This window comes from Agrobacterium sp. DKPNP3 (assembly GCF_052686535.1).
In genome coordinates this window covers 1-1,245 of sequence record NZ_JBQYSN010000180.1, presented here as the reverse complement: position 1 = coordinate 1,245, position 1,245 = coordinate 1, and the positions used below count along the sequence as shown (strand labels likewise).

The following is a 1,245-nucleotide window of genomic DNA, read 5'->3' as shown; positions in this document are numbered from 1 at the left end:
GTGGAAGCCGGCGTCTCTGCCCCTGTTGGGAACCGATGGTTTCGGAGTTCTGGCGGTATGCCTCCCACACATCTTTCACCCTCGGCGACACCACTGAGGAATCGCAGCCTGACGTTCCGAGAGCGAGAGGAAATTGCTTTGGAATGCGCCCGAGGTACTGGGATCCGTGCTATCGCACGTAAATTGGGACGATCACCGAGCACAATTTCACGCGAGATCAGGCGCAATTCAGCGACACGCGGCGGCGACTTCGACTATCGCGCCATCACTGCACAATGGCATGCCGATCGAGCGGCCCGACGACCGAAGGAGGCGAAACTGGCAACCAATGGCGCCCTTCGCGATTATGTGCAGGACCGGCTCTCGGGCCTGATTGCCACGCCCGGCGGCATCGCCTTTGGTGGGCCTGCCGTGGTATGGAAAGGACGACGGGCCGTTCATCGGCAAAGCCGACGCTGGTCCAAAGCCTGGAGCCCGGAACAGATTGCACAGCGTCTGAGATTGGACTTCCCCGAGGACGCGACTATGCGCATAAGCCACGAAGCCATCTATCAGGCACTCTACATTCAAAGCCGAGGCGCTTTGAAACGAGAGCTGTCGGCTTGTTTGCGGTCCGGACGAGCACTGCGTTTGCCCCGCGAACGTGCTCGCAATCGAGGCAAGTCCTTTGTCGGTAATGGAATCATGATCAGCGATCGCCCTGCGGAAATCGACGAACGAGCAGTGCCTGGTCATTGGGAAGGTGATCTTATTCTGGGGCTCGGCAGCTCCGCGATCGGCACGCTGGTCGAACGTACAACACGGTTCACAATGCTTTTGCACCTACCACGCATGCAGGGCCACGGGATCGATAAATCCGTCAAAAACGGTCCTGCGCTTGCTGGGCATGGTGCCGAAGCAGTCCGTGATGCGATCGCCGAAACGATCATGGAACTGCCAGCGCACTTACGCCAATCCCTGACTTGGGACCAAGGTGCCGAAATGGCTCAACACGCACAGCTTAAGATCGATACTGGTCTCGATATTTACTTCTGCGACCCTCAAAGCCCATGGCAGCGCGGTAGCAACGAAAACACAAACGGTTTGCTACGGCAGTACTTCCCCAAGGGTACAGATCTGAGCCAGCATGGAGCCGATGAACTAACCGCTGTGGCGCATGCCCTGAATAGCAGACCGCGCAAAACGCTGGGTTATCGCACGCCGGCAGAAGCGCTCGACGGACTGCTCAAATCGGATATGATCGAA

1 protein-coding gene is annotated in these 1,245 nt (G+C 58.1%); it reads left to right on the top strand.

Features of this window, described 5'->3' with window-relative positions:
- A partial coding sequence (locus ACUTJJ_RS25000) for an IS30 family transposase (RefSeq protein WP_445543779.1) occupies positions 1-1,245 on the top strand: 1,245 nt, incomplete at both ends.